16 protein-coding genes are annotated in these 20,469 nt (G+C 61.2%); 8 read left to right on the top strand and 8 right to left on the bottom strand.

The window, feature by feature from the left end; genetic code table 11:
* Nucleotides 1-9 precede the first annotated feature (9 nt).
* Both GSQ93_RS11045 and GSQ93_RS11040 read left to right on the top strand, forming a co-directional pair.
* Nucleotides 10-1,410, top strand: a complete 1,401-nt coding sequence (locus GSQ93_RS11045; protein WP_158935691.1) for an MFS transporter — start codon at nt 10-12, stop codon at nt 1,408-1,410.
* 202 nt (nt 1,411-1,612) lie between these two features.
* Complete coding sequence (locus GSQ93_RS11040) at nt 1,613-1,906, top strand: GYD domain-containing protein (RefSeq protein WP_158935690.1); 294 nt, start codon at nt 1,613-1,615, stop codon at nt 1,904-1,906.
* Nucleotides 1,907-1,919: 13 nt separating this feature from the next.
* Here GSQ93_RS11040 and GSQ93_RS11035 read toward each other — a convergent pair whose 3' ends face one another.
* Together GSQ93_RS11035 and GSQ93_RS11030 are read right to left on the bottom strand one after the other, a co-directional pair.
* Entirely contained in the window at nt 1,920-3,365 is a 1,446-nt protein-coding gene (locus GSQ93_RS11035) for a short-chain fatty acid transporter (protein WP_158935689.1), read from the bottom strand.
* A gap of 96 nt (nt 3,366-3,461) precedes the next feature.
* Nucleotides 3,462-6,875 carry a molybdopterin-dependent oxidoreductase gene (locus tag GSQ93_RS11030; RefSeq protein ID WP_254073838.1) on the bottom strand — a complete coding sequence of 1,138 codons (3,414 nt, stop codon included), beginning with the start codon at nt 6,873-6,875 and terminating at the stop codon, nt 3,462-3,464.
* Between the two features lie 74 nt (nt 6,876-6,949).
* Here GSQ93_RS11030 and GSQ93_RS11025 point away from each other — a divergent pair, with 74 nt between their 5' ends.
* Entirely contained in the window at nt 6,950-7,852 is a 903-nt protein-coding gene (locus GSQ93_RS11025) for a LysR family transcriptional regulator (protein ID WP_158935687.1), read from the top strand.
* A 33-nt stretch (nt 7,853-7,885) separates the two neighbouring features.
* Here GSQ93_RS11025 and ggt read toward each other — a convergent pair whose 3' ends face one another.
* The 4 genes from ggt to GSQ93_RS11005 are packed head-to-tail and all read right to left on the bottom strand — an operon-like array spanning nt 7,886 to nt 11,833.
* Nucleotides 7,886-9,472 carry a gamma-glutamyltransferase gene (gene ggt, locus GSQ93_RS11020; RefSeq protein ID WP_158935686.1) on the bottom strand — a complete coding sequence of 529 codons (1,587 nt, stop codon included), beginning with the start codon at nt 9,470-9,472 and terminating at the stop codon, nt 7,886-7,888.
* Nucleotides 9,473-9,487: 15 nt separating this feature from the next.
* On the bottom strand, nt 9,488-10,078 hold the full coding sequence (locus tag GSQ93_RS11015; RefSeq protein WP_158935685.1) for a flavin reductase family protein: 591 nt from the start codon (nt 10,076-10,078) through the stop codon (nt 9,488-9,490).
* Between the two features lie 40 nt (nt 10,079-10,118).
* Entirely contained in the window at nt 10,119-10,850 is a 732-nt protein-coding gene (locus tag GSQ93_RS11010) for a GntR family transcriptional regulator (protein WP_158935684.1), read from the bottom strand.
* A complete protein-coding gene (locus GSQ93_RS11005; protein WP_158935683.1) occupies nt 10,847-11,833 on the bottom strand; it encodes a polysaccharide deacetylase family protein in 987 nt (328 codons plus the stop codon). The genes GSQ93_RS11010 and GSQ93_RS11005 overlap by 4 nt, the downstream gene beginning before the upstream one ends.
* A gap of 314 nt (nt 11,834-12,147) precedes the next feature.
* On the opposite strand from GSQ93_RS11005, the gene GSQ93_RS11000 reads away from it, so the two are divergent.
* From GSQ93_RS11000 to GSQ93_RS10985, 4 genes are all read left to right on the top strand, one after another.
* Entirely contained in the window at nt 12,148-13,206 is a 1,059-nt protein-coding gene (locus GSQ93_RS11000; protein WP_158935682.1) for an ABC transporter ATP-binding protein, read from the top strand.
* 150 nt (nt 13,207-13,356) lie between these two features.
* The gene (locus tag GSQ93_RS10995) at nt 13,357-14,595 is read left to right on the top strand and encodes a PotD/PotF family extracellular solute-binding protein (protein WP_158935736.1); all 1,239 of its coding nucleotides are present in this window, start codon (nt 13,357-13,359) and stop codon (nt 14,593-14,595) included.
* An 82-nt stretch (nt 14,596-14,677) separates the two neighbouring features.
* Nucleotides 14,678-15,592 carry an ABC transporter permease gene (locus tag GSQ93_RS10990; protein WP_158935681.1) on the top strand — a complete coding sequence of 305 codons (915 nt, stop codon included), beginning with the start codon at nt 14,678-14,680 and terminating at the stop codon, nt 15,590-15,592.
* Between the two features lies 1 nt (nt 15,593).
* Nucleotides 15,594-16,505: an ABC transporter permease gene (locus tag GSQ93_RS10985; protein WP_158935680.1), complete on the top strand. Its 912-nt coding sequence runs from the start codon at nt 15,594-15,596 to the stop codon at nt 16,503-16,505.
* A 21-nt stretch (nt 16,506-16,526) separates the two neighbouring features.
* Here the strand turns inward: GSQ93_RS10985 and GSQ93_RS10980 are convergent, their stop codons facing one another.
* Nucleotides 16,527-17,765, bottom strand: coding sequence for an alanine--glyoxylate aminotransferase family protein (locus GSQ93_RS10980; RefSeq protein WP_158935679.1), 1,239 nt, complete (start codon nt 17,763-17,765; stop codon nt 16,527-16,529).
* A gap of 74 nt (nt 17,766-17,839) precedes the next feature.
* Nucleotides 17,840-18,148, bottom strand: a complete 309-nt coding sequence (locus GSQ93_RS10975) for a DUF2917 domain-containing protein (protein ID WP_158935678.1) — start codon at nt 18,146-18,148, stop codon at nt 17,840-17,842.
* Nucleotides 18,149-18,294: 146 nt separating this feature from the next.
* Here GSQ93_RS10975 and GSQ93_RS10970 point away from each other — a divergent pair, with 146 nt between their 5' ends.
* Nucleotides 18,295-19,695, top strand: coding sequence for a PLP-dependent aminotransferase family protein (locus GSQ93_RS10970; protein ID WP_158935677.1), 1,401 nt, complete (start codon nt 18,295-18,297; stop codon nt 19,693-19,695).
* Nucleotides 19,696-20,469 lie beyond the last annotated feature (774 nt).

The raw sequence follows: 20,469 nt of genomic DNA, 5'->3' as shown, positions 1-20,469 counted from the left end.
GAGAGACCCATGAAAACCTTGTTGAATTCGCTATCGAGCGGTAACTGGCGCGCGTTGCTGGCGTGCTTCCTCTACTTCGATACCGGTTTCACCGTGTGGGTGATGTTCGGCCCGCTCGCGCCGTTCATCCACAAAGATATCGCGATGTCTCCCGCCGAACTGGGCTTCCTGGTAGCAGTTCCGGTACTGGGCGCAGCCATTCTGCGGGTGACGCTCGGCAACTTGTATCAGGCTTACGACGGCCGGCGCATTGCGTTAATGGGTATCGCGCTGTCGGCTTTGCCTTCTGTCATCTTGCTGCTGTCGCCGTCTGCTCCGTCCTACACGTTGCTGCTCGTGCTCGGCGTGTTTCTCGGCGTCGGCGGTGCAAGCTTCGCCGTCGCGCTACCGATGGCCGGAAGCAATTATCCACCCAAGGTGCAGGGCCTCGTGCTTGGGCTTGCCGCAGCGGGCAACATTGGCGCGGTGCTCGACGGATTCATGTTCCCGGGTCTCGCAGACCATTTCGGCTGGGCGAAAGCGACCGGCGCTGCGCTGCCGTTGCTAGCGTTGGCCGCTACGGCGATATTCTTTTGGGCGAAGGATCTTGGACCCAAGTCGGGCAGTGCACCGCACGCTTTTCTCAGCTTCTGCATTACGCTGGGCGGACTTGTCGCGCTCGTGCTTGCCGTGCATTGGGGCATTTTCGGCGCAGGAAAAACGGGCGTATTGCTGCTGCCGGTACTGGGTGCCCTACTGGCCATCGCGGTATTGCCGAAGCACTACCGCAGCGTGCTGGTGGAGGGGGATACGTGGGTTGTGATGCTGGTCTATAGCATCACTTTCGGCGGCTTCGTCGGCATGTCGTCTTATGTGACTACGCTGCTGATTTCGCTGTATCAGTTGCCGAAACTTGAAGCGGGTCTCTTCATGTCGCTGCTCGCGTTCATGGGTGCGCTGGTGCGTCCTATCGGCGGGCTGATCGCAGACCGGATTTCCGGCGTGCGTGCGCTCGTCTTGCTGCTTGCCGGAATCTCTGTGTGCGACTTCACGTTCGCAGCGTGGATGCCGCCGCTGCCGGCCGGGATTGCGCTGCTGCTGGTCACCTATCTGTGCTTTGGGCTTGGCAATGGTGCGACGTTTCAACTGGTGCCGCAACGTTGGAAGGGCAAGACCGGACTGATGTCCGGCATCATCGGCGCAGCAGGGGGGATTGGTGGATTCTATCTGCCAGTAATCATGGGGATAGCTAAGGAAAGCACCGGCAGCTATCAGATGGGTTTCGCTACCTTCGGCGGCCTGTCGGCCGTCGCATTCGCGCTCGTGGTCCTGCAGCGCACCCGCTGGATGGAATGGGCGCTGCCCAAGGAGAGTTCTGTTGTGGCGGACACAATGCGCGGGGCAGCGGTACGCGTAGACAGCGGAGCGTGATTCAAGCAGGAATCGTTGTTCCCAGTGCCGTGCCGCCGAGGTCATCGGCGGACACGACTCGCGCAGCCGCGATGCAATGCATGCAGACCTTTGGAAAACGGCCGATCGTGCTCGATTTCATTGCCTAGAATCAAGTTACGCGCAAACGGTTCCCGCTAGCGCCGAGGTATCCCGATACGCAACAATCGTAGGGAGAATTGTCATGGCGACTTATGTGGTTCTTTCAAACTACACTGACCAAGGAATCCGCTCCGTCAAGAACAGCCCGCAACGGGCGGCTCAGACGGCGGAAATGGCCAAGGGTTTTGGCTGCGAAATGAAAGAAATCTACTGGACGTTGGGACAGTACGATATTGTCGCGATCGTTGAGGCTCCGGACGATCGCACCCTTGCTGCCTTCGGCCTCGCGCTTGGCTCAGGCGGCAATATTCGTACAGAGGCGCTGCGTGCTTTCACGAGGGATGAAGTCGGCCCGATCTTCGGCAGGCTGCCCTAAAGCGACGCACCTTCTAGGGCATGGCTGGCGGTACAAACTCGAGCGTGCCCGCCAGCACCGTCAGAAGAATCAGCACCAGTGGCACATGCACGATCAACTGCGTGAACGTGAAGCCCACGACATCGCGAGCCCGCAAACCCAGTACGCCGAGCAGCGGCAACATCCAGAACGGATTGATCAGGTTCGGCAACGCTTCGGCAGCGTTATAAACCTGCACGGCCCAGCCCAAATGCACACGCAGATCGTTGGCCGCCTGCATCACGTACGGTGCTTCGATAATCCATTTGCCGCCGCCTGACGGTACGAAGAAACCGAGTATGGCGGAGTAGGCACCCATCACGGCAGGGAACGTTGCATGTGACGAGACCGATACGAAAAAAGCGGCCAGCACATGCGACAACGCTTCACCGCCGGGCGCTGCCGCCTTCGTCAGGATGAACGCGATACCGCCATACAGCGGAAACTGGATCAGCACGCCGGCCACCGATGGCACCGACATCTTGACCGCTTGAAGGAAGCGGTACGGGCGCCAATGAAGCAGCATGCCGAGCATCAAGAAGAGGAAGTTGTACGTGTTCAGGTTGGAGATGGCGAGCAACGGATCTTTAGTCGTGAATTCGTGCGCAAGCCATCCCGCGCCCAACGCGACCAGGACGAGGGTCAGCAGCGGGCTGTATTCCAGCCAGTCGCCCGGACGTTGCGCACGCGCCGGCGGCGTGGCCGGTTCGGACAAATCCACGTCCAGATCACGAGCCGTGACTACGCGTGTGTCGCGAGGCGCCGAGAACCATGCGATCGCCAGGGAGACGAGCCCAAGCACGAGCGCCATGATCATCGATTGCGGCAGGAAGATGGTCTGTGAAAACGGCAGTACACCCGTGATGTCGCTGATGGCCTTGGGCAAGCTTGCAGGGTTGGCCTGCAGTTGCGCCGCCGCCGAGCTGAGTCCCAGCGCCCAGGTCGCGCCCATGCCGAGATACGCGGCCGCGCCGGCTGCCCGGTAATCCATCTCGAGATCGTCGCGGCGTGCGAGTGCGCGGACCAGCAAGCCGCTGAACACGAGGCTGATCGCCCAGTTGAACAGCGACAGCACAATGCTGATCAACGCTACGAACGTGATCGCCGCGCGGCCCGAGCGCGGGACGCGCGCAAGGGCTGCAATCAGCTTCGATGCCGGGGCGGAGACGGCGACCACGTAACCGGTGATCGCGATCATCGCCATCTGCATGGTGAAGGGGATCAGGCTCCAGAAGCCATCGCCGAAACTGCGCGCAACCTGCGTGGCCGGTGCGCCAATCGCCAGCGCGCCCAGCGCAACCGCCGCAACGGCGATGGCCGCGAAGACATACGCATCCGGGAACCAGCGTTCGGACCAGCGAGCGACGCCGATGGCGATGCGTTCAAGGAAGCCGCTATCCGATGTCGGCTCGACACGGTCCAAGGCAGTGGTGTTTTTCATGGCGATCTCGCTTGGGGCTGGTTTGGATTGGTGAGATTGAGGGAAAGTAAAAGTCAGGCAAAGCTGCGATACACAAGCGTCGCAGCGCCGAGGTTTTCAAGCGTCGAGTTCGAGGTCGGAGAGCGGAATTGCCTGGCAGCCGAGCAGGATGGCGGGGTCGTCCGGCTCCTCCCCGTGCAGGTGCATGGCCGCACCGTTCAGCACGCGCACTGCGCAGCTCTCGCACTGGCCCACGCGGCAACCGCTCGGCATTGCAATACCGAGCTTTTCCGCAAATTCCAGCAAGGTGCCAGACGACGCCTGCCAGCCCACCGTGCGGCCGCTGCGGCGAAACGTGACCTGATGGGTCCGGTCATCGCCTAAAGCCACCCGTGCCGGCGAGCGGAACTCCTCGTGGAAGATGTCGAAGTCCGGCACGCCACGCGCGACGAGGCCGGCGCGCACCGCGCGCATCATGGGCACGGGGCCGCACATGTACACGCGCACGCGCCGCTCGATCTCGTGATCGGTGACCACGGCGTCCGTGATGCGCGTGCGGAGCGCGTACGAGCCTGCGCTGGCGTCCGTGTCAGGCTCCGCGTAGTAGTCGACCACCCGCAGGGTAGGCAGCACCTTGCAGAGCGCCTGCAAGCGCTGCCTGAACGCGTGCGACGCTGCCTGGCGGTTGGCGTAGTGCAACGTGATCTCCGGCGGCGCGCCATAGCGGCGCACGATGGTTTCCAGTTGGCTGATGAATGGCGTAATGCCAATGCCGCCCGCGATCAGCACGACGGGTTGCGGCGATTCGAGCGGTAACGTGAAGCGTCCCGACGGCGCACGCAGATCCACGCGAGCGCCCGGCGTGATCCGCGTATGCAGATGCGTTGAAAGCGCGCCTTGCCATTCGGCACCGGCGGCATCGACACCGCGTTGATGGCGTACCGCGATCGAATAATCGCGGCGTGTTTCCAGCACCGCGGGACCAGTCAGTGAATACGCGCGTGAAAGCGCTTCGGCATCTTGTTCCGTCTCGATGCGAACCGACACGTGCTGCCCCGGCTTGAAGTCGGGCAAACTGCCATCGTCGAGTGGCTTGAAATGAATGCCGACCACGCCGTCGGCCAGCGCTTTTACCTCACTGACGATGAACGGCCGCCAGCCGCTCCAGCCGCGCCGCGCGATATCGAATAGCGGATCCCGCGCGATGTTGCAGCGAAACGACCGGTGCGGCACGGACCCGCTCACCGGGTCGGCACTTTCCGACGAAATCAACCCGTTGTAATGGCTGTTGTCCGGACCGTCGAGCGAGAAGGCCGGTGCGCCAATTTCCGGGCATGCTTGCCACCAGCCGAACTCGGCGACCACGCAGTCCGGCTGCATGGACTCGGACAGATGCGCGATAAAACGCGCGTGGCCATTGCGCGTAGTGACAATGACCGGATCGCCGTCCTCGATGCCCCGCTCGCGCGCAAGCGACGCGGCGATCTCGAGCATAGGATTCGTCGAACGTTTCCTCAGCGATACCAATCCGCGATGCTGGCTATGACAGAAATGCCCGTTCTTCGCCGATGACAACACGATCGGAAAACGTCTTCCCCCAGCCAGGTTTTCCGCCGGTTCGATAAAAGCCGGCAAGGGCGGCTGGCCGTGTCGAAGCAGGAGCTCCGAATAGAGCTCGACGCGTCCTGTCTCTGTCGCGAAGCCCGAGGTCTCATAGAAACGCTGTCGTTCCGGCAAGGGCAGGTTGATACCTTCGGGCGCCGCGCGCAATTGCTCGACGCTCACGTTTAGCGGCGCGAGCATGTGATTCCATCCCGCTTCAAGGCTGCCTCCGAAGAACGCATCGCGCATGCCGAGCCGGCAAGCGAGGTCAAAGATGATGTCGTTGTCGGAGCGTGCTTCGCCTTGCGGCTCGATCATCCTTTTTCGCAATTGCACTAATCCCAGGGACGCCGCGTTGAGTTCGAAACCCACACGCAAACCTTCACGTTCCCAAGGCGTGCCGACGGGCAGCAGGATGTCGGCGTAACGCGCGGTCGGGGTCTCGAACAGGTCGCAGTGGACATGGAATTCGAGCGCTTCGAACGCACGGCGTGCCAGCGCGGTATCGGCTTGCGAGGAGAGAGGATTCGAGCCGAAACCGAATAGAGCGCGCACCTTGTAAGGCTCGCCATCCAGGATTGCTCGATAGGTGTCGCGTGCGGTCACCCAGCCACGCGCGGGAGGACCGAGGGGACGCTCTGCCAGTCCAAGCGCCTTCGCGCGCTGTGCCGGCGCGAGTTGCGAGAGTTCGCTGATCGCGTTGACCGCATGAGTTGGATAAAGGCGATTGCCGCCGGGTTGATCGAAGCAGCCGGTGAGCGCGTAGAGCACAGCGATCGCGCGTTCGGTTTGCGTCGCGTTGGTATGTTGCGCGACGCCTGACCATGCGTGATACGCCACACGTTCCGATCGTCCGATAAGGTGCGCCGCATCGACAATGGCCACTGCGGGGATTGTCGTCAACGACGACACGTGTTCCGGCGTATAGTTCGCGACCTCGCGCACCAGCAGTTCGAACGCGGGATGGCAGCGCACGCGTCCGCTGGTTGTCTCGATGTCGAACGTGCCGCGTAACGCCGCCTGTATTTCTTCGGTGCACGCATGCGGGCTGCCCGTAAGGGCGTCCGCTATGACGAAGCGGTTGTCGTCGGCTTGGGCATCGAGATCGCGTGCGCGCAGGAACAAGCCGTTGTCCGCTCGGACCAGTAACGGACCGTTGGTCCAGCGGCGCACGAAGGTTTCATCGAAGCTGTCCGCTTCAATCAGCACATGGATCAACCCGAGCGCGAGCGCCGCGTCGGTGCCGGGGCGTACACGGAGCCAACTGTCAGCCTGCTGGGCGAGTGCGGTTGCGCGTGGATCGATCACCATCAGGCGTGCGCCGTTCACCCGGCCGCCACCCACTGCATTTGCCTGCGCTAGCCACGCGGCGGCAGGGTTATGGCCCCACAGGATGATGAGGTCGGCGTGCTCCCAATCGGGCGTCGGCATGCCGCATCCGAACGTGAACGCGTGGGCAAAATCCTTGTGCCAGTTGCAGATCTCGGTCGCGTAACAAATGTTCGGACTCCCGAAGTAACGTACGAACCGCTCGATCCAGTCGATGCTGTCCGACAACGGCGTGCCGCTTGGCGTGGTCACGCCGAATACCACGGCCTCCGCGCCGCTTTCCCGGCGAATGGCGCCGAGCCGCTCGCTGACTTCGGCGAGCGCTTCGTCCCATGAAATACGCTGCCAGCCGGGATCGGCGGCGCCCTTGGGCTGAGTGCGGCGCATGGGATAACGCAGCCGATGCGGGCTATGGACCAGTTCGGGCGCGGCCCGCCCCTTCATGCACATCGCGCTTCCGGTCGGATGTGCGGGGTTCGGGCGAACGCTGACAAACTGCCCGCCGCGCACCGTGTGCAAGGTGCCGCAGCGCGAGCGGCAAAGCGTGCAATAACCCGGTATTTCGATTGTTTCCATCGTGCCGACTACCCCTAAAACCATCCGGCCGATCCTAGAGTGGCAAAAATAATATTGGTAATTCAATATTCAGAACTTGCGATATTGAAAAAACCAATATGGACTTTACGCTTCGACAAGTTCGTTATTTCGTCGCTGTTGCCGAGACCGGACAGATCTCGAAGGCTGCGCTTCGCTGCAACATTTCCCAGTCGTCGATGACCATCGCGTTGAAGGCGCTTGAGGAAATCGTCGGGGCGCCGCTGTTCATTCGCCATGCCAAGGGTCTGCGTTTAAGCGACGCCGGCGAGCGTTTCCTGCGCCACGCACAGCAATTAAGCGCCGGCGTGCAACGGGCGGTCGAAGATATGCGCGCGGCGCCCGCCACGCTGTCAGGGACCTTGCGCATTGGCGTCACCGATACGATCTCCGCTTACCTCATGCCGTCGCTGGGACTGAAGTTGAAACGCCGCTTTCCTGATTTGTCGGTCGTGTTGCACGAGCGCGAGCGTTCCGACGTCGAGCAGGCAATCGCCGACGGCGAGCTGGATCTTGGCATCGTGCTGGTGTCGAATGCGGCGCGGCGCGAAGACATTGACGGCGAGACGTTGCTGCGCTCGCCGAGGCATTTATGGGTATCGCCGGAACACGCATTGGCGGGAGCCGATAGCGTCACGCTTGCCGAGGTTGCCCGTCAGGACTTCCTGCTGCTCGACATGGACGAACACGTCCACACCGCGAAACTGTATTGGACGCGGCATGGTTTGCAGCCCACCGTCGCGTTCCAGAGCAAGTCGATCGAATGTATTCGCAGCATGGTGGCGCTCGGCAGCGGTGTCACGATCCTGTCGGACCTGGTGTACCGGCCGTGGTCACTGGAGGGCGGGCGCATTGTCCGCCGGCCGGTGACCGATGCCGTGCCGACGATGGATGTCGGCGTGATCTGGTCGAAAGCAACCGGACTGCCGCGCGACAGCGAACCGGTGAGGGACTTTCTCCGTGCAACGTTGCGCGAAAGCTGATGGGTCGTCCAGCGGCCATGCGAAACCTGAAGCTTAAAGTCCCATCGCCTTGCCGTCGCTACGTGGATCATGCGCCCCGGACAGTGCGCCATCCGATTCAATTCGAATCACGCCCGGATGACCCGCAAGCGGACTCTGCGCTGCAATAGCGCTCACTTCATGTCCGCGCGCCGCTAGCGCGGCGAACACCTCGGCACCGGCGTCTTCCTCAAGCTTCAACGCATCGCGGGCATCCGAGAAGGTCTTGCCCAGCAGGAAACGCGGACGAGACAGCGCGCTCAACGGGTCCATGCCGTAGTCAATCAGCCGCGTCAATACCGCTGCCAGTGTCTGCGGCTGACCGTCCGCGCCCTGCGTGCCGTACAGCAGATGCGGCCGGCCATCCTTCAAATACATGCCGGGATTGAGCGTATGAAATGGCCGCTTGCCTGGCTGCACCGCATTGTGATGCGCCGGATCAACGCTGAACGACGCGCCGCGGTTGTGCCAGAGAATGCCGGTGTCGCCAGCCACAACACCGCTGCCCCAATCGAAGTAGACCGTCTGCAGCAGACTCACACTGCGGCCTTGCCCGTCCGACGCACCGACGAACGCCGTGTCGCCGGGGCGGAATACGTGCGGCCAGGCCCGCGCTTGGTGAAGGTTGATCGAGCGCGCATGAGCGTCGAGCGTGTCGGTCGAGAGCATGTCAGCGACGGGAACGCGGTTGAACTCCGGGTCAGAGACCCAACGGTCCCGATCCACGAACGCGCATTTCACTGCCTCCACCAGCAAGTGATAGTAGTCGGCGCTGCCCTCGGCGATAGACGACAGATCGAAGCGTGCGAGCGTGCCCATGATCTGCAGCGTGGTGACGCCTTGCGTGGGCGGTTGCAGGCTCACGAGTTCTCCGCCGCGATACGCCACGCGCAGCGGTGCTTCATCACGTGCATGGGTCTTGGCGAGGTCTGCTTGCGTCAGCGGCGAGCCGGCCTCTTGCAGGCCGCGTGCAATGCGCTCTGCGAGTTCGCCTTCGTAGAACTCGCGCGCGCCGTAGGTGGCGATGCGTTCAAGGCTGCGCGCGAGCGCCGGTTGTACGAAGCGCTCGCCAATTGCAGGAGCGTGGCCGCCGGGTGCAAATACCGCTGAAAAGCCCGGCATTGCACGCAATTCATCGGCGCGAAACTGCTGCCAGAAGTGTTGCGATGGCGTGACCGGAAATCCCTCCGACGCATAGTCGATAGCGCGATCGAACAGAGACGACCACGTGCGTTGGCCGCCCCACGACGTCTGGCTGATTGCGTACGCCTGGTGCCAGGTATCGACCGTTGCTGCAGTGGTCAGCGTTGAACCGGCGCCGCGCAACGGGATGGCGTCAGAGAACACCGGCAATCTCTGCGCTGCCTGTCCGATGCCCGACAACGTACGCAACATGCCCGTCCGGTCGCCGATGACCCAGAACGCATCGCCGCCGAGACCGGTGAAATGCGGATAAGTCACGCTCAGCGCGGCACCGATCGCAATGGCTGCTTCAATCGCGTTGCCGCCCGCGCGCAGCACTTCGAGTCCCGCTTCGCTTGCAAGCCCGTGGGGACTGGTGACCATGCCTTGGGTTGACGTGTCGAGGGTTGTGTTGTGCATGGATTCCGTCGCCGATCAACCGAGCGTGAAGCGCTCGCGGGTGGTCACATAGTCGCTCGCGCCAAACCGTCCGACCGGGAAATAGTGTTGAAGTCGCACTCGCCATGTTTCGGTATCGATCAATTCATCGCGTGCATGCAGCCTGTGCACGCATCCAATGAAGATCTGGCGGCTCGTGGTTTCCAGCGTCTCCCACAACGTGCATTCGAATGCCACCGGTGCTTCCGCGATCCGTGGCGGCGCGACCCGCGAGCTTGGCGTCGGCGTCAGTCCGACCTTCTCTAGTTCGCTGACGTTGGGCGGAAGACGTTCCCCGCATCGATGCATTTTTTCGGCCATCGCTTCGTCGCAGAGATGCACGACGAACTCGCGGCTGCGGGCAATATTCACGGCCGTGTCCTTGAGCGAGCCATCGTCGAGACGGTTGATGCTGATCATCACAATGGGCGGTTCCTCGCCCAGCATGTTGAACATCGAGAAGGGCGCGGCGTTGACCGTGCCGCTTGCACTCAAGGTTGTCACCAGCGCGATCGGACGCGGCACGATCAGGCTCGCCATGAGTTTGTATCGCTGATATTCGGTGATCGCTTCGAAGTCTATTTCCATGATGATGTGGATCGCCAGGCTTAAGGTTTGTCGTTCGGATTCAACTCATGCCGAGCAGTTGCCCAAGGCTCTTTTCGCCCAGCATGCGCGACGTCTCAATCCGCTCTTCCAGTTCGCGGAGATGCGCTTCCATGCGCGCGATGGCGCCGGCTGCATCGCGCGCCTCGATGCAGTCGACAATTGCCGCATGTTCCTCGTGCTCGCACGGGGCGTGGCCCGGCGGCTCGTAGACGCCCACGATCAGCGAGCATCGCGACACCAGTTCCGTCAGGTAGCGTTGCAGAATCGAGTTGCCGCCAAGCGCCGCGATACGCAGATGAAAGTCGCTTGCAAGCCGCGCCCACGAGGGCTGGTCGAAGCGATGCATGGCTTCGTGTTCATCGGCTAGCTGACGGCGCAGTTCCTTGATGTCGCGGGCGGTCGCACGTTGCACGGCGAGCTCCACCAGCACGCGCTCCATCGAGCGGCGCGCTTCGAAAATCTCGCGGGTCTCCTCGGGTGTCGGCTCGGCGATTACCGCGCCCTTGTTCGGCCGCAATGCAACGATGCCGTCGTAGGCGAGCTTCTCCAGCACGCGCCGAACGACCGCACGGCCGACGCCGAACAACTGGCACAACTCTGGCTCTGGAAGTTTGGTGCCGGGCGTCAGGCGATGGTTCAGCACACCGTCGAAGATGGCTTGGTAGAGGCGGGCGTCGGCATCCTGCGCTGCTTCAGGCGCGGTTTCTTTTCGGGGCTTCGCAGCCACCTTCAATGCGGGTTTCGGAGTCATTTTTCTGCTGGAGGGTGGGTCTGCCGCGGCATACCGACAAGTCCTGGACGCTCTATCTCGTCCATATGCCGGGCGATTGCGCCGGGTGTCGTCATCCACACGTCGCCGTTCGCGCGGGCGGCGGCAATGTGCTGCAGGGCACGACGTAAATGGCGCAGCCGGTAGGGCTGTCCGACGAGATAGGGATGCAGCGCGATGCCCATCACGAGCGCCTGCGGATGGCGGCTGTGGTTCGCCTGTTCGAGCATTTCGTCGAACTGGTCGATGATCATGTCGGCGAAGTCGCGCGCGTCGAGATGACGGCCGACCATCATCGGCAAGTCGTTGAGTTCTTGCGGGTAGGGGATGGACCACAACGAGCCCGAGCGTGTCGCCATGCGCACCGGGCGGTCGTCGTGGCACCAGTTGAGCGTGTAGCCGTAGCCGGTTTCCGCGAGCAGGTCGGGCGTGACGCGGGACTCGGAGATCCATGGCGAGAGCCAGCCCGAAGGCGGCGTGCCGGCGTGCGCGGTGATGCGTTCGCGGCAGTGCAGCAACAACGCGCGTTCGCTGGTTTCGTCCAGGTCGCTCTGGCGCTGCGCGTTCGTATGGCCGTGTGCGATCAGTTCGTCGCCGCGTGCGAGGCAGGCGTCGATGACCTCCGGGCAGTGGTCATACAGCGATGTATTGATCAGCGTGCCCGACGGCAGGTCGAGTTGATCGAAGAGCTCGATACAGCGCCAGACGCCGACGCGGTTGCCGTATTCGCGCCAGCTGTAATTGAGCACGTCGGGCTGCGGCGAGATCGGGCCGAGGGCCGCGCCAAGGCCCTCACCGAACGCAAAATGTTCGATGTTGAAGCCGAGATAGACGGCGAGGCCGGTGTCGCCCGGCCAACGAAACGCGTCGGTGTCGGTGATTGGGCGGTACGGAAAACGGCCATGCGTGGCGAGCGGGCCGAACGCCGGATCGAGCGACGCGCGAGCGTGGCGGATGGTATCCATGTGCAAAAAGCCTTGAGTGACAAACGTGCCGCGCCTGACCCTTTTTGGGGATCGCGCCCCGCGACGGACCGGCGGCGCACTGCGATTGTGCGGAATGGCGGGTTTGATCGCCAACAGTCAGGTTTAGGATTGTGTGCAATTTACACGCCATATCGTCGACGTTCAATAGATTCGATGGTTCGCAATAAAGTTATCGATATGCAAACAAAGTGGCATATGTCTTGCATTCATCGCCTTGCAGACACCTTGCTCCCGTCTTCGTTTGCTGCTTGCTGCGCTCTTATCGAGGAAACGCCCTGCATGAGTTCGTACCCATGAGTCCGTCCACTTCCGCCGTGCTTAAAACCGAGCCCGCCGATATCGAACTGGTGCATGTATCGAAGCAATATGGCGATTCGCTCGCCGTCGATTCGATCGACCTGCGGATTCCCGGCGGCCAGTACTGCTGCCTGCTCGGGCCGTCGGGCTGCGGCAAGACATCCACATTGCGAATGATCGCCGGCCACGAGTCGATCAGCGACGGCGACATCCTTATCGGCCAGCGCAACGTCACGCGCGCGCAACCCGCCACGCGCGGCACCGCGATGGTCTTCCAGAGTTATGCGCTATTCCCGCATCTGTCCGCGCTCGACAACGTCGCATTCAGCCTGAAGATGCGCGGCGTCGCCAAGGACGCACGCCGCAAGCGGGCGGGTGAGCTGCTGGAACTTGTCGCGATGAGCGCCTATGCCGAACGCAAGCCGTCGCAACTATCGGGCGGCCAGCAGCAGCGTGTTGCACTCGCCCGCGCGCTGCTTAATGAGCCACGCTGCCTGTTGCTCGATGAACCCTTGTCCGCACTCGATCCGTTCCTCCGTGTGCAGATGCGAGCCGAACTCAAGCGCTGGCAGAAGGAACTGGGCATCACGTTCGTACACGTTACGCACTCGCAGGAAGAGGCGCTGGCGCTTGCGGATATGGTCGTTGTCATGAGTCACGGACGCATTGAGCAAAGCGGCTCGCCGCACGAAGTCTTCAACCGGCCGCGCACGGAATTCGTCGCGCGTTTCCTTGGCGGACATAACGTGCTTGATGCGAACGGCCGCGCGTTTACCGTACGCGCCGATCATTTGCGAATTGCGCCGCATGGTTTCACGCCGGTCCAATCACCTGCGAGCGAAAGCGGCTTCAGCAGGATTGGCGGGATACCGTGCACGGTCCGCGAAACCGAATATCAGGGCACTCATTTGCGCATGACGCTCGCCCCGATCGACGGTTCACCCGATCTTGTTTCACTGCTCCCCGATAACGAATACGACCAGCAGCGCCTGGGACCCGATGCGCGTGTCGTGGTCTGGTGGAACGAGCAGGACGCCCATGCATTGGCGGCATAAGAGACCGCTTATCCGTTGCACCAAACGACAATTTCAACCGAGGGAGATATTGCAATGACCGAGCGTTACGAACACCCGTCCGATCCCAGCACGAGCGAGACGCCGGCGAGCGCCGCCGCGACCGAATCTGATCTCGTCACGGGCAAGGGCATGTCACGCCGTACCCTGCTCAAGGGCGCGGTAGCCGCGGTGGGTATCTCCGGGTTTCCGTACGTGCACGCGCAGGAAAAGATCACGCTTCGCTACCTGGGCACGGCGGTGAATCAGAGTTCGGATATCGCCAAGAAATTCCAGGAAGATACCGGCATCCAGATCCAGTACATCCCGGTGACCACCGACGACGTCGCCAAGCGCATCATCACGCAGCCGAATTCATTCGATATTGTCGACACCGAGTACTTCTCGCTGAAGAAGCTGATCCCCGCCGGCACGCTGGCCGGCATGGACGCAAGGAAGATCAAGCTCGCCGACAAGATCACGCCGGTGCTCACGCGAGGCGAGGTCGACGGCAAGAAAATCGGCGACCAGGGCACGGCCCCCAAGAAGGTGATGTTCCTGACGGGCGCGCACTCGACTGAGTTTTCCGCGACGCCCACCGAATGGATGACGCTGATCCCGACCACCTACAATGCGGATACGCTTGGCATCCGTCCTGACCTGATCAAGCGCCCGATTACTAGCTGGGCCGAGTTGCTTAACCCTGAATTCAAGGGACGTGCCGCACTCCTGAACATTCCGGCAATCGGTATCATGGATTCCGCCATGGCGATCGAGGCAATGGGTCATGTCAAGTATGGCGACAAGGGCAATATGACCAAGGCCGAGATCGACCAGACTATCAAGATCCTGATCGAAGCGAAGCGTGCCGGGCAGTTCCGTGCGTTCTGGAAGGACTTCAATGAGAGCGTGAACCTGATGGCGTCCGGAGAAGTAGTGATCCAGTCGATGTGGTCGCCCGCCGTCACGAAGGTCCGCACGATGGGCATTGCGTGCAAGTTCCAGCCGCTGAAGGAGGGGTATCGCTCGTGGGCGTCGGGCTTCGGACTGCCGCGTTCGTTGCAGGGCCGAAAGCTCGATGCTGCTTATGAATTCATCAACTGGTTCCAGGACGGCTGGGCCGGTGCTTACCTCATGCGGCAGGGCTATTACGCGGGCGTGCTCGAGACCGCCAAGACCCATATGCAGCCGTATGAATGGGACTACTGGATTGAAGGCAAGCCGGCCGCCCAGGACATCAAGGCGCCCGACGGCCAGTTGCTCGAAAAAGTCGGCACGGTGCGCGACGGCGGTTCGTACAACCAGCGCATGGGGGCGATCGCGTGCTGGAACGCGGTGATGGACGAGAACATCTACATGGTCCAGAAGTGGAACGAGTTCATCGCGGCTTAATGTGGCTTAGTGTGATTTAGCGCAAGGCCGGCGTTTGTTGATGCGCGCCGGCCGCCTCTGTTTATCCAATAGGTAATTCGCGATGGCATCGATCGAGCTTCCCATCCAACCGTTGGAGGCGAACGTCAAGCACCGGCGTGCGGCCGCATGGCTGCAGGCGACGCCGCTTACGCTGACCTTCGTCCTGTTCTTTATCGTGCCGCTGGTTATCACGCTGATCGTGAGTTTCTGGGACTTCAACGAATACCAGATCATCCCGGCGTTTACGTTAAAGAACTACGCGGCGATCTTCGACGGCTGTTCTTCGATGACCGATGTTTGCGTGACCTTCAAGACCTACTGGTCGACGATCAAGTTCTGCGCAATCGTCTGGGCGGTGACACTGGTGATCGGTTTTACGATCGCGTACTTCCTTTCGTTTCACGTCCGTTCATCAGGTATGCAGACGGTCTTGTTCCTCGTCTGCACGATTCCATTCTGGACGTCGAACGTGATCCGGATGATCTCGTGGATACCGCTGCTCGGCCGCAACGGGCTTGTCAACCAGGCGCTGCTGTCATCGCACATGATCGACAAGCCGCTTGACTGGCTGCTCTATTCGAACTTTTCGGTCGTGCTCGCCTTTGTGCATCTCTATACGTTCTTCATGATCGTACCGATCTTCAACGCCATGATGCGCATCGACCGGTCGTTGCTCGAAGCCGCGCGCGACGCGGGCGCGAGCGGTTGGCAAGTGATCCGCGAAGTCGTGTTGCCGTTGTCGAAGACGGGGATTGTGATCGGCTCGATCTTCGTGATCACCATCGTCATGGGCGATTTCCTGACGGTCGGCGTGATGGGCGGACAGCAGATTGCGTCGGTCGGAAAAATTATTCAGGTGCAGACCGGCTATCTTCAGTTCCCCGCTGCTGCAGCCAACGCGATCATCCTGCTGGCCGTCGTGCTGATGATTGTCTGGGCTCTCACGCGTGTAGTCGATATCCGCAAGGAGCTTTGACATGGCTGCGACTGGTTTGAACTTGAAGCACCGCGAGCGGCGCCCCGCCAGTTTCTACTGGCTCGCGCTCGTGTTCGGGCTGTTCGTATTGTTTCTCTACGGACCCGTTATCACGATCTTTATCCTGTCGTTCCAGGGGCCGGAAGGCGGCCTCACGTTCCCCATGCGCGGTGTTTCGTTGCACTGGTTCGCGGTGTTGCGCCAAGGCGTGGGCGACATCGATATCTGGGCCGCGTTCGGACGCTCGGTGCGTCTTGCTGCAGTCGTCACGGTGTTGACGGTGCTGTTTTCGGTCGCAGCCGGCCTCGCGTTTCGCAAGCGCTTTCGCGGCGATACGGCCGTGTTCTACGTGTCCGTCGCGAGCCTGATCATGCCCTCGATCATCGTATCGCTCGGAATCGGGTTGACGTTCCGGCTGCTGGACAACGGCGTAAAGTATCTAGCCGGCGCGTGGGGATACCAATCATTCGTCGACAACTACACCACGTCGATGGGTCTTTATACCTCGGCGCTCGGCGCGCATTTGACGTGGACGCTGCCCTTCGGGCTGCTTGTGATGTTTGCTGTTTTCAACCGCTTCAACCCCGCGTATGAAGAGGCGGCTCGCGACCTTGGCGCGTCGCCATGGCAAAGTTTTCGCCACGTGGTGTTGCCGATCATCGGGCCATCGGTGATCGGTGTGGGGATGTTCGGCTTCACGCTGTCGTGGGACGAGATCGCGCGCACGTCGCAGGCGATCGGCGACCAGAACACGCTGCCGCTGGAGCTACAGGGGCTCACGACGTCCGTCACCACGCCCGTGATCTATGCGCTCGGCACGATGACCACGATGCTGTCGCTGACGGTGATGGTGGTGGGACTGCTGACGGTGCAGTGGCTAAGCCGGCGACGTTCAAGAGCGCTTGCAGGTTGACTGTCGAAGCACCCTCGCAGATCAAGCCGCCGATAACGACCGCTCCAGCGCCGCCACGCCCGCGGGAAGATCCACCGGCACGCCGAGATCGATCATCGTCCGGCCGAGCGCATGGATGGTCCTGAAGAGATGATGCTCGCGGCATTGCTCGCCCATCTGACCGATCCGTACGATCGGCGCACCGAACGAGCCCGCAATCTCGACATGATGATGGCGCGAGATATGGGCGCAGACATCTGAACCGCTGATGCCTTGAGGCAACGCAATCCCCACGACCGAATTTAACCGGCTCGGCTTCGGCACATGGAGCTTCAGGGCAAGCGCTTCAACGCCCGCTTGCAGCGCGTTCGAACAGCGCTGATGACGCGCGAACCGGCGCTCGAGCGTCTCCGCGCACACCAGTCGCAGCGCTTCGTGGAGCGCGAGCACGCCCGACACCGGCGCCGTGTAATGGTAGGACGCGTTATGCCAGAAGTTCGTTGCCAGCGCCGCGTCGAGGCACCAGTGCGTCGGGGGCACAGGACGCGTCATGATGCGTTGCCACGCCGTTTCGGAGAACGCGAGCAGTGAGACCCCGGGAATGGACGACAGCCCTTTCTGGCCTCCGGTAATCACCGCGTCGATACCCCATGCGTCCATCGGCAGCGGCATGGTGCTCAGCGTGCAGACCGCGTCGACAATCATCAGCGCGCCCGCGTCACGGGCGACCGAGGCGATCGATTCGAGGCTGCGATTCCAGACGGTATTCGATGTCTCGCCATGCACGATCGTCACGATCTCCGGGCGAAACCGTTCAATCGCTTGTGCCGCTTGCTGCGTGTCCGCGGCGGTACCATCAACCACGGTCAGCGTTTCCACCTGAGCGCCGGTTCGCCTCGCCATCTCCGCCATGCGCTCGCTGAAGAAGCCGTTGCAGATGCAGAGCACGCGCGTGCCTTTCCACGCGAGATTCGTGATGGCCATTTCCATGGCCGCCGATCCCGGTCCCGCCACGCCCATTACCCATTTCGATTCGGTCTGGAACACATACCGGGCCATCGCCTTGACCTGACCGATGACTGCGGCCATGGTCGAGCCAAGATGGTTGATCACGACGCCGTTGGCTTTCGCCACGGCGTCGGGAATCGGTACGGGGCCGGCGCCCATCATCAGCAGAGGTTCTTCGGGAAGAATTGAAGAGAGCGGCAGGACCGTCGGACACGCGATGCTGAACGTATCCGGCGTGCCGGACTCTGCGGAGAAGGTGTGTCGGTCGTTCATCGAAACTCGTTTAATAAGGGCGTTGTTGGGTGGCTAAGCGACCGGCCGTCTGACCGAACATGGCCGCGGCCCGTTCACATTGCCCGCGTCCTGCGCTGGCCGAAACGGATCGGCAACCAGTAGAAAGCGAATCGCCGAGTGGGTGAGAATACCGGTGCCGAGGCCAAAACGAAACGGCTATTCGGCTCGGATGCGCTGATCCAGACCTTCGAACGCGGCGCAAGCTCAAGCGTTTCGCCCGCCCGCAGCCACCAGTCTTCGGACTCGCCTTCAATGGTCAGCCATACCGTACCCCGGCAAACCGTCAGGGTATGAGGCCGATCGATGAGCCAGCAGGCTGGCGCATCATGGGGTTCCTGCTCCAAGGTCCGGATTTCACGCATGTCGCTCTCCCATCACGGCCGCTCACAGAGAGACGGCCTCTTGACTGCATTATTTATTTAAACTCCAATCTTAGGAATGTACAGTCGCGAACAGTTGTGCCGCACTGTTCAGTGATTTTCCCTGCACACTTCCACGAGTTCTCGCAATGAACCTAGTCATCGATCCGCGAAATGGCGTCCCCATGACCGATCAGCTTGTGACCGGCATTTCGGGTCTGATCCGCTCGCGGCAGCTTTTGGCTGGCGTGAAGCTGCCGTCGATCCGGGCACTCGCGGCCAGCCAGCAGATCAGCCGCTTTCCGGTTATCGAGGCGTATGACCGGCTTTCGTCGCTGGGTTTTATCGTGCCGAAACATGGTTCGGGCTTCTACGTGGCAAAACACATGGGAGGTGAGAGCGGCGCATCGGGCGGTTCCGACCCTCGTCTTGCCGAGGAGGAGTCGCATCAGATCCTGCAGCAGTTCAACTATCCCGGTGAGTCTTTGAAGCTGAGCAGCGGGTTCGTGCCCGAAGCGTGGCGAGACATCGAGGGCATCGCTCAGACCGTGCGCCAGGTCATGCGGATGGACCCGAGTTGCGTTATCGACTACGCCATGCCGCATGGCGACGCGAACCTGAGGCATCAGATCCAGATGCGCCTCGCGATCGTCGGCATTGAGGCGGACATCTCGAACGTCATAGTCACGAGCGGTGCGAGCCAGGCGCTCGACCTCGTTGTCCGGTTCATGCTGAAGCCGGGCGATACCGTATTTGTGGAAGATCCCGGGTACTACAATCTATTCGGATTACTAAAGCTTCAGGGTGTCAGGATTGTCGGCGTACCGCGTTTGGCTAGCGGACCGGATGTCGATGTTGCCGAGCATCTTCTCAAGACCATCAAGCCGAAACTGTTCTTCATCAATACCGTCTTTCATAACCCGACTGCGACAAACGTCGCACCGCAAGTCGCGTTCAAGTTGCTGCAACTCGCGCAGCAGCACGAGTTCATGATTGTGGAAGATGACATCTATGCAGACTTCCAGGCAACGCCGACTCAACGTCTTGCATCGCTCGATCAGCTCGATCATGTGATCTACGTGGGCGGGTTGTCGAAGACGTTGTCGTCGTCGTTGCGGATTGGTTATCTGGCGGCCAAGCGCGACCTGATCAAGGATTTGGTCGATGTGAAGGTGCTCACGAGCCTGGGCGGTTCGCGTTTTAGCGAATGTGTCGTGGCGGCGTTGCTTGAGCGGGGCACGTACCGCAAGTATCTTGAGCGCTTGCGGCGCCGCATTCACGACACGTTGTCAACGGCGGTTCAGCGTCTTGAGGAGAACGGCTGGGAAGTCTTCGATGAACCTAGCGGCGGCAATTTCATTTGGGCGCGCGTGCCGGGTATAGAAGACTCGATGGTCCTCGTCGATCATGCGTTGAAGTTTGGCATCACGCTTGCGCCGGGGAGCTATTATCGTCCCAACGGCGAGGTGTCGGCGTGGGTGCGGATCAATACTGCCCATACCGACGATGCCCGTGCTGTCAGGTTTTTTGAGCATATGGGGCGCAAGTGATTTTCGCTCGTGACGGGGGCGGGGGCGGGGGGGGTGGGGTCGATCGGCGGCTAGGTTTTGGCGTTAGCGGTTCTGGGTCCATGCCGGGTTGGTGCTTTCAGTGTTAGTGGTCTGCGAGAGTCGGATTTTCTCTTTATCACTGTTAACCACTGTGCGTGGCGCCCGTCATTTCTTTGTCCAAAGCGACAAAGAAACGAAGCAAAGAAAACGCTTTTAACCGCACTACCCTAAGTGTCCACAGCGTGCAGTTTTGATTCATAGGTGCCCCAAAAGCACGGTGCTCGCCAGAGCGGAGGATGTGTGAAACCCTCCTTCTCCGAACACGGGTTTTGACGCGCTTCGCCACCAGTGACTGAACCTGCCCATGGTTCATCCCGCGCTATCCGCGGCAAACCTCCTTCCGAATTCGTACGTAGGACGAACCACTTCGCTAACCTACCCCGAAACGAGGCCGCAGAATGCGGGAGGTTTTTACCGAGGTATAACCGTCCAACTCCAAGAGACGAAGTTGTAAATGTGCCCTGCCGTGTCGCCAAGGAAGATCGCAGCGGAGACTACACAACCGACCAACAAAAAATTGAGCCGAAAAGACGCGTAGATCCGGGCGGGTTCCTTGGCAATTGTGCTTGCCCGAGAGCACTGGTGGCGAAGCGTGTCTATGTCAGGATTCGCGAGAAGGAGGGGTTCACACATTCTCCGCTCTGGCGAGCACCGTGCTTTTGGGGCACCTATGAATGGGAACTGCACGCTGTGGACACTTAGGGTAGCGTGGTT

The sequence above is a fragment of the Burkholderia sp. S171 genome, from assembly GCF_009766085.1.
Lineage (GTDB): Bacteria > Pseudomonadota > Gammaproteobacteria > Burkholderiales > Burkholderiaceae > Caballeronia.
The sequence above is the reverse complement of the archived record's forward strand: the minus strand, read 5'-3'. Positions and strand labels throughout refer to the sequence as shown.

Bases quoted from the DNA above. Each gene is read 5' to 3' on its own strand.
- GSQ93_RS11045 (WP_158935691.1), top strand. From the start codon at position 10: ATGAAAACCTTGTTGAATTCGCTATCGAGCGGTAACTGGCGCGCGTTG.
- GSQ93_RS11040 (WP_158935690.1), top strand. From the start codon at position 1,613: ATGGCGACTTATGTGGTTCTTTCAAACTACACTGACCAAGGAATCCGC.
- GSQ93_RS11035 (WP_158935689.1), bottom strand. From the start codon at position 3,365: ATGAAAAACACCACTGCCTTGGACCGTGTCGAGCCGACATCGGATAGC.
- GSQ93_RS11030 (WP_254073838.1), bottom strand. From the start codon at position 6,875: ATGGTTTTAGGGGTAGTCGGCACGATGGAAACAATCGAAATACCGGGT.
- GSQ93_RS11025 (WP_158935687.1), top strand. From the start codon at position 6,950: ATGGACTTTACGCTTCGACAAGTTCGTTATTTCGTCGCTGTTGCCGAG.
- ggt (WP_158935686.1), bottom strand. From the start codon at position 9,472: ATGCACAACACAACCCTCGACACGTCAACCCAAGGCATGGTCACCAGT.
- GSQ93_RS11015 (WP_158935685.1), bottom strand. From the start codon at position 10,078: ATGGAAATAGACTTCGAAGCGATCACCGAATATCAGCGATACAAACTC.
- GSQ93_RS11010 (WP_158935684.1), bottom strand. From the start codon at position 10,850: ATGACTCCGAAACCCGCATTGAAGGTGGCTGCGAAGCCCCGAAAAGAA.
- GSQ93_RS11005 (WP_158935683.1), bottom strand. From the start codon at position 11,833: ATGGATACCATCCGCCACGCTCGCGCGTCGCTCGATCCGGCGTTCGGC.
- GSQ93_RS11000 (WP_158935682.1), top strand. From the start codon at position 12,148: ATGAGTCCGTCCACTTCCGCCGTGCTTAAAACCGAGCCCGCCGATATC.
- GSQ93_RS10995 (WP_158935736.1), top strand. From the start codon at position 13,357: ATGTCACGCCGTACCCTGCTCAAGGGCGCGGTAGCCGCGGTGGGTATC.
- GSQ93_RS10990 (WP_158935681.1), top strand. From the start codon at position 14,678: ATGGCATCGATCGAGCTTCCCATCCAACCGTTGGAGGCGAACGTCAAG.
- GSQ93_RS10985 (WP_158935680.1), top strand. From the start codon at position 15,594: ATGGCTGCGACTGGTTTGAACTTGAAGCACCGCGAGCGGCGCCCCGCC.
- GSQ93_RS10980 (WP_158935679.1), bottom strand. From the start codon at position 17,765: ATGAACGACCGACACACCTTCTCCGCAGAGTCCGGCACGCCGGATACG.
- GSQ93_RS10975 (WP_158935678.1), bottom strand. From the start codon at position 18,148: ATGCGTGAAATCCGGACCTTGGAGCAGGAACCCCATGATGCGCCAGCC.
- GSQ93_RS10970 (WP_158935677.1), top strand. From the start codon at position 18,295: ATGAACCTAGTCATCGATCCGCGAAATGGCGTCCCCATGACCGATCAG.